A 7331-nucleotide genomic window follows, 5' to 3' on the forward strand; every position below is an offset into this window, starting at 1 on the left:
TGTCGGCGCAGCGCTGGCTGGTGGTGGTGGGCGGCGGCCGCCGGCGTACCGGCCGCCGCCGCACCGGCCAGCGCACCGGACAGCACCGCGTAGAAGATGCCCTCGCCGGTGAACGGGTTGATCAGCGACAGCGCGTCGCCGGCCAGCACCAGCCGACCCGCACCTGCCGGCGGCCGCCGGGTGGACAGCGGCAGATGATGCGCCCGCAGGTCGGTGACCTGCGCCAGGTCGGTGCCGGGCAGCAGCGCGCACAGCCGGTCCAGCAGCCGGGCACGGGTCAGGGGCCGGCCGCGCAGCACCTCCCCGTACCCGACGTTCGCCCGCCCGTCGCCGATCGGAAAGGCCCAGGCGTACGCCGGCCAACCGGCCGCCGTGGTGACGATCCGCTGTTCGCCGGGGCTGGTGACGGCCCCGACCGGCGCGTAGCCGCGAATCGCCAGGGCCAGATGTCCGTCCGGGTTCGGCCCGTGACCCAACGCCCGGCGTACCACCGATCCCGCGCCGTCCGCGCCAACCACCGCCCGCGCCGCGATCTCACCGTCGAGCAGCACCAGGTCGTCGCGGACCGTGACCCGCCGTACGGTGTGCCGCCGCAGCCGCACGCCGACGGCGACCGCGGTGGCGACCAGCCGGGCGTCGAAGACGGCCCGCGGCACCGTGTACGCCGGACGGACCAGCTCGGCCGCGACCTGCCCGCCGTGCGGGGCGACCAGCCGGAGCCGGCCGACCGGGGCGAACCCGGCGACCGGGTCGGGCACGTCCAGCCCGGCCAGCACGTCGAGGGCGTGCGGTGCGATGCCGTCGCCGCACGGCTTGTCCCGGGGGAAGTCGGCCCGGTCCAGCAGCAGCACCCGGGCACCGGCCCGGCGGGCGGCGATCGCGGCGGCGGCACCGGCCGGCCCGGCGCCGACCACCGCGACGTCGACGACCGACGTACCGTCCACCTGGACCTCCTCGTCAGGCCGGTTCCGTGCCGGCGGCCGTCCGGCCGGGCTGGGAACCGACGGTCCCCCGGCCGGGCTCGGCGCTGCCCGCCGCCCGGCCCCGTTCGGCGCGACCGGCCCGCCACACACCGTAGAAGGCCAGCACCACCGCCACCACCAGCGGCGCGCCGTCGCGGACCAGACCGTCCACGCCGAGCAGCCACCAGCACAGCGGCAGGTCGACCGCGAGCGCCCCGAGGCTGACCAGGACCAGCAGCCAGCGTGCCCAGCGTCGGCCGCGCAGCATGAAGAACGACACCAGCAGCACCAGCCAGCTGGTGGCGGTGGCGACCGCGATCCAGGCCACCACCGCCGGGGTGGCGACCAGCCGGCCGTCGAGCAGCACCCCGATCGAGACCAGCGCCGGCACCAGCATCAACGGCGGGTAGGTGAAGGCCGAGACCCGGGCGACGAGGAGCCAGGCGACGACCGGCGGCCGCCGGGGCGGGGCCTCGCGCCAGGTCAGCCGCCGGCCGTCGCGGACCAACCGGGCCGGGTGCCGGGTCAGCTGCGCACCGACCGCCGGGGACCGGTACAGCAGCCACACCACGGCCAGGCAGAGCCCGGCGATCAGGCCGAACCCGGCCACCCCGGGCAGCGGCGGTACGCCGGAGCGCGGCACCACCAGCCGGCCGAGCGCGAAGACGGTGGTGACCGCCAGGATCAGCCCGAACGGTCGGGCCCCGGCCCGGCCCCGGCGTACCTGCCGGATCAGGACCAGGAAGCCGAACGCCCGCAGCAGCGCCCAACCGGAGCGGACCGCCACACCGATGTCCCGCTCGGGGGCGTACCACCAGTTGAGCAGGTCGACCACGACGGTGGCCGCGGCGGTGACGGCGAGCAACCCGACCAGCCGGCGGACCGGCGGCGGCAGGGCGGGCACGGCCGGGCGGACCGGTCCGGCGCGGCCCGCACCGGGATCGACTGCCGCCACCGGCGCAGGCTATCCAACGGTCAGTCGGCGGCGTCCAACCGGGCCCGCAGCGCGTCCAGCTCCGCCCAGAGCACCCCGGGCAGTTTGTCGCCGAACCGCTCGAACCATTCGGTGATCTGCGGCAGTTCCGCGCGCCACTGCGCCGGGTCGACGGCGAGCGCGGCGGCCACGTCGGCCGGGTCGACGGCCAGGCCGGACAGGTCGAGCGCGTCGGCGGTCGGCACGTTGCCGATCGGAGTCTCCACCGCCGCGCCGGTGCCGTCCAACCGCTCGACGATCCACTTGAGCACCCGGGAGTTCTCCCCGAAGCCGGGCCAGAGGAAGCGGCCGTCGTCGTCGCGGCGGAACCAGTTGACGTAGAAGATCCGGGGCAGCTTGGCTGCGTCGCCGTCGGTGCCCTTGCCCATCTCGATCCAGTGCCGGAAGTAGTCCCCGGCGTGGTAGCCGATGAACGGCAACATCGCCATCGGGTCCCGCCGGACCACCCCGACCTTGCCGGCCGCCGCCGCAGTCGTCTCCGAGGAGAGGGTGGCGCCCAGGTACACGCCGTGCACCCAGTCGCGGGCCTCGGTGACCAACGGCACCGTGTTACGGCGTCGGCCGCCGAACAGGATCGCGTCGATCGGTACGCCGCGCGGGTCGTGGTACTCGTCGGCGAGGATCGGGCACTGGGTGATCGGGGTGCAGAACCGGCTGTTCGGGTGGGCGGCGTCGGTGCCCCGGTCGGGGTTCCAGTCCTCGCCCCGCCAGTCGGTCAGGTGCGTCGGCGGCTCGCCCATCCCCTCCCACCACACGTCGCGGTCGTCGGTCAGCGCGACGTTGGTGAAGATGGAGTTTCCCCGGTCGAGGGTCCGCATCGCGTTGGCGTTGGTCCGCCAGTCGGTGCCGGGGGCGACGCCGAAGAGCCCGTACTCAGGGTTGACCGCGTACAGCCGGCCGTCGTCGCCGAACCGCATCCAGGCGATGTCGTCGCCGATCGTCTCGACCTTCCAGCCGGGGATGGTCGGCTCCAGCATGGCCAGGTTGGTCTTGCCGCAGGCGGACGGGAACGCGCCGGCTACGTAACGGACCCGCCCGTCCGGCGCGGTCAGCTTGAGGATCAGCATGTGTTCGGCCAGCCAGCCCTCGTCGCGGGCCATCACGCTGGCGATCCGCAGCGCGTAGCACTTCTTGCCGAGCAGCGAGTTGCCGCCGTAGCCGGACCCGTACGACCAGATCTCCCGGGTCTGCGGGAAGTGCGAGATGTACTTGATCTCGTTGGCCGGCCACGGCACGTCGGCCTGGCCCGGCTCCAGCGGGGCGCCGACCGAGTGCAGGGCCGGTACGAACTCGGCGTCGTCGCCCATCGCGGCGAGCACCTCGGCGCCCATCCGGGTCATGATCCGCATCGAGGCGACGACGTACGCACTGTCGGTGATCTCCACCCCGAACATCGGCTCCGGGGCGTCCAACGGGCCCATGCAGAACGGGACCACGAACATGGTCCGGCCGCGCATGCACCCCCGGTACAGCTCGGTCATCACCCGCTTCATCTCGGCGGGGTCCACCCAGTTGTTGGTCGGTCCGGCGTCGGACTCGTCGGGCGAGCAGATGAAGGTACGTTCCTCGACCCGGGCCACGTCGGTCGGGTCGGTGCGGGCCCAGAACGAGTTGGGGCGGCGTTCGCTGTCCAGTCGGACCAGGGTGCCGGAGTCGACGAGTTCGTCGGTGAGCCGGTGCCATTCGGCGAGCGAACCGTCGGCCCAGACGACCCGGTCCGGTGTGGTGAGGTCGGCGATCTGCCGGACCCAGTCGAGCAGGCGGGCGTGGCTGGTCGGGGCGGGGCTGGGGAAGTTCGACGGTACGGACGCGGTGGCCGTTGCAGTCATGGCGATCTCCTCGTGGTCGGCGCTGACCTCGTTCCTGGAGTGCACGGCACCGGCGGATGGTCGGGCCCAGCCGCCGGGTTACAAGTCCGGGAGTTGGACTCAGGGTAAGCCGATTGATCGTTCAGGGCAGCCGAGGAGCTTGTGAAGAAGTGCACAAGTTATCGGCGCATGCAATCTGACGAGTTGTTTCTCGCTCCCACGCGCAGTTGTACGCAAAATCCTCCGGCTCTCGACCGACTCCAACCCCAATCACTCTGCGTGTTCAGAACTCGAGTGCCGGAAGCGTGGGGGTGGCCGGGAAACTCGGGTGGTGCCGACACATCGGCGGGCGGGAACCCGCTACGCTCGACCACGTGCCCGTCCACGCCGCCGGCGAGCCGTCCGCGCCCGCATCCAGTCCGGGGCTGATCCGCCGGCTCCGGGACCGGTTCGGTCTGCTGGTCCGCGAGATCGGCAAGTTCGGGGTGGTCGGCGGGATCGCCTTCATCGTCGACATCACCCTGTTCAACGTCGCTTCAAGCCTGCTCGGGTTGGGCCCGCTCAGCGCCAAGACGCTGTCGACGGTAATCGCCGCATCGGTGGCGTTCGTCGGCAACCGCTTCTGGACCTGGCGGCACTCGGTCAGGTCCGGACTGGCCCGCGAGTACGGCCTCTACTTCTTCTTCAACGCCGTCGGCCTGGGCATCGGTCTGGCCTGTCTGGGGATCAGCCACTACGGGCTGGGCAGCATCTGGCCGGGGGTGTTCCAGACGCTGCTCGCCGACAACATCGCGGCCAACATCGTGGGCGTGGCGGTCGGCACCCTGTTCCGGTTCTGGGCGTACCGCAGGTTCGTGTTCACCGTCGCGGCACCCGCCGCGGTGGCGGCCGCCGCCAGCGACCGCGACTAGCCCCACCCGGTGCCGCCCTACCCGCCAGTCAACCCGAACGGCCCGTCGACCTGCCGTATGGTGATCTGATGCGAATACTTCGCCTTCTGCCCGAGCGCTGGCAGAGGTTCATCCGCGAGGCGCTGAAGTTCGGCACCGTCGGTGGCATCAACACCGTGGTCAACTTCGCGGTGTTCAACGCTCTGGCACTGACCGTGCTCGCCGACGGTCAACTGAAGGCGACTGTCGTCGCCGCACTGGTGGCGACCACCAGCTCGTACTTCATGAACCGCCACTGGACCTACCGGGACCGGCCGAAGTCGGCCATCCGGCGGGAGTACGTGCTCTTCTTCCTGTTCAACCTCACCGGCCTGGCGATCGAGGTCGGGGTGCTGGGGCTGGCCAAGTACGGCTTCGGCATCAGCGGGCTGCTGGCCCTGAACATCGTCAAGATCATCGGACTGGTGCTCGGCACCATCTTCCGCTTCTGGGCGTACCGCACGTTCGTCTTCCGCCCGGCACCCGCCGCCCACCCGACCACCGGAACCGGCCCGACCACCGGGGCCGGGACCGGACCGGCGGCGCGCGGCCCGGTCCCGCAGCAGATCCAGCGGGACGGGCAGCCACCGACCAGCCAGTCGATGCAGGCCCCGGACAGCACGGCACCTCTGGCCAACCAGCTCGACGCCGAACTCGCCGCCGAGCTCGACGCGAAGATCACCGCCGAACTGGACGCGGAGATCGCCGCAGCGACCCGCCCGGCCAGGCGCTGACCGACGACCGTGCGCTCCGGCACCGGTGCTGACGCCGACCTGTTCTTCGAGGATCTCGCCCCGGGCGGTTCCTTCGACCTCGGCATCACCACCGTGGACGGCGTCGAAATGGTCAGCTTCGCCGAACGCTTCGACCCGCAGTGGTACCACGTCGAGCCGGACCTCGCCCAGGCCAGCCCGTACGGCACCGTGATCGCCAGCGGATTCTTCACCGTCAGCCTGTTCATGCGGGCGTACGTGGACGCGGTGCTGTCCCGGGCCGCCGCCGACACCTCCCCCGGCCTGGAGGAGCTGCGCTGGCTGGCCCCGGTGTACGCCGGTGACCGGCTCGCCGGGCGGCTGGACGTGCTCACCAGGAAGCTGTCCGACGCCCGGCCCGGCCTGGGCACGGTCACCCTGCTGGGGTCGTTGACCCGGCTCGACACCTACGACCGGCCGGAGCGCGAGGTGCTGCGCACCCGGTTCCGTGGCTGGTTCGCGCTACGCGGCGCCGGGCCGACGACCTGACCCGGCTGGCCAGCGAGCCAGGCCCGCTCGGCAGTGCTGGCCAGCCGTCGCCCGGTCAGCGGCCGGGCGAGGCGTTGTCCGGTCGCGCCGGGGCTGCCTGGTCCGGCCCGGTGCGTGCCTCGTCGAGAATTTCCCGCAGCTCACCGTCGCCCAGGCTGTGCAGATCGTGGTGCGCCTCGACCAGCTCGTAGAGCTGCGTCTGCACCTGACTGACCCCCGGAAGGTCGGGCAGCACGGTCTGACCGCGTTCACCTGCCGACTCGATGGTCAACGTCCCGCAGCCGAGCAGCCGCTCGTTGAACCGCTGCGTCATGGAGTGGTCGTTGACCCGGTTCAACGGGATGTCCCGGCGCTCCCGGGAGAACACCCCGTGCTGCAGCACCACCCGCTCGTTGGTGAACACGTAGTGCGTACTGCGCCAGACCGCGAACGGCCGGACGGCGAACCAGAGCACCGCGACCAGCGCAAGCGCGAGAATCACGTACCACGCGACGGAGGCTGCGGTGCTCTCCGGCAGCAGCAGGAACCCGGCCACCACGGCGGCGACCGCCAGCACCGTCACCGCCACCGGCCGGACCAGCGCCTTCCAGTGCGGGTGCAGGTGCAACACGACATGCTCGTCCGCGGTGAGCATGTCTTCGGGAAATGCCACGGCAACCTCCTAGCCCGGGCCGGGCAGGGGACCCGGCCGGCGGTCCGTACACCGGCCGCCGGGGTGACCGTAGCGGTTGACCGCCACCCGTACGGTCAACCGGGCGTACCGTTTCCCGGCGCGTCGCCGGACCGCACATGCGTCACGTCCCCGGCTGCGACCGGCAGATCGCCGCCGGCTGTGCGGACCACCAGGCGACCGTCCTCGTCGACCGTGTCGACCAGCCCGGTGTGCGCCGCTCCGGACGGCAACGAGACCCGCACCTGCCGGCCCACCGTCACGCAGTGCCGCAGGTACGCCGCCCGCAGACCGGACGCGACCGGGTCGCCGCCGGCGGCCCGCCACCGCCCGTACCAGTCGGCCACCCCGCGCAGCACAGCCCGCAGCAACGGGTCCCGGTCGGTCGCCGCTGCTCCGGCCAGCTGCAGCGAGGTGGCGCGCAGGCCACTGCCGGGCGGCGGCAGCTCGTCGGCGCGCAGCGTCACGTTGAGCCCGATGCCCAGCACAACGGCCGGTCCGGCCGCCCCGTCCGGGGCCGCTTCGGCAAGGATCCCGGCGCACTTCGCCTCGTCGATCAACAGATCATTGGGCCACTTCAGCGCGGCTGGCAACTCGGCCAGCCGGGTGACCGCCTCCGCCAGCGCGACGCCGGCCAGCAGCGGCAACCAGCCGTACCGGGACCCCGGCACCGCCGGCCACGACCGGGCGGGCCGAGCCGCCGCCGGCTGCAGCAGCACGCTGACGG

The 7331-nt window shown here is 72.4% G+C and carries 8 protein-coding genes; 3 read left to right on the forward strand and 5 right to left on the reverse strand.

Going from position 1 to position 7331, the window contains the following annotated elements:
- The 3 genes from ACXAHD_RS30385 to ACXAHD_RS30395 all read right to left on the reverse strand — a co-directional run.
- A partial coding sequence (locus ACXAHD_RS30385) for an NAD(P)/FAD-dependent oxidoreductase (protein ID WP_475054884.1) occupies positions 1-944 on the reverse strand: 944 nt, incomplete at its 3' end.
- Positions 945-957: 13 nt separating this feature from the next.
- Complete coding sequence (locus ACXAHD_RS30390) at positions 958-1866, reverse strand: hypothetical protein (RefSeq protein WP_281555438.1); 909 nt, start codon at positions 1864-1866, stop codon at positions 958-960.
- A 71-nt stretch (positions 1867-1937) separates the two neighbouring features.
- The gene (locus tag ACXAHD_RS30395; protein WP_475054886.1) at positions 1938-3785 is read right to left on the reverse strand and encodes a phosphoenolpyruvate carboxykinase (GTP); all 1848 of its coding nucleotides are present in this window, start codon (positions 3783-3785) and stop codon (positions 1938-1940) included.
- A 353-nt stretch (positions 3786-4138) separates the two neighbouring features.
- Here ACXAHD_RS30395 and ACXAHD_RS30400 point away from each other — a divergent pair, with 353 nt between their 5' ends.
- From ACXAHD_RS30400 to ACXAHD_RS30410, 3 genes are all read left to right on the forward strand, one after another.
- Complete coding sequence (locus ACXAHD_RS30400; protein WP_475054887.1) at positions 4139-4675, forward strand: GtrA family protein; 537 nt, start codon at positions 4139-4141, stop codon at positions 4673-4675.
- Positions 4676-4743: 68 nt separating this feature from the next.
- Positions 4744-5427: a GtrA family protein gene (locus ACXAHD_RS30405; RefSeq protein ID WP_475054888.1), complete on the forward strand. Its 684-nt coding sequence runs from the start codon at positions 4744-4746 to the stop codon at positions 5425-5427.
- A 9-nt stretch (positions 5428-5436) separates the two neighbouring features.
- A complete protein-coding gene (locus ACXAHD_RS30410; protein WP_278167091.1) occupies positions 5437-5934 on the forward strand; it encodes a MaoC/PaaZ C-terminal domain-containing protein in 498 nt (165 codons plus the stop codon).
- 55 nt (positions 5935-5989) lie between these two features.
- Here the strand turns inward: ACXAHD_RS30410 and ACXAHD_RS30415 are convergent, their stop codons facing one another.
- Entirely contained in the window at positions 5990-6586 is a 597-nt protein-coding gene (locus ACXAHD_RS30415) for a PH domain-containing protein (RefSeq protein ID WP_475054890.1), read from the reverse strand.
- 95 nt (positions 6587-6681) lie between these two features.
- The coding region (locus tag ACXAHD_RS30420; RefSeq protein WP_475054892.1) for a biotin--[acetyl-CoA-carboxylase] ligase at positions 6682-7331 on the reverse strand (650 nt) is incomplete at its 5' end.

This window comes from Micromonospora sp. ABR4_055 (genome assembly GCF_056160425.1).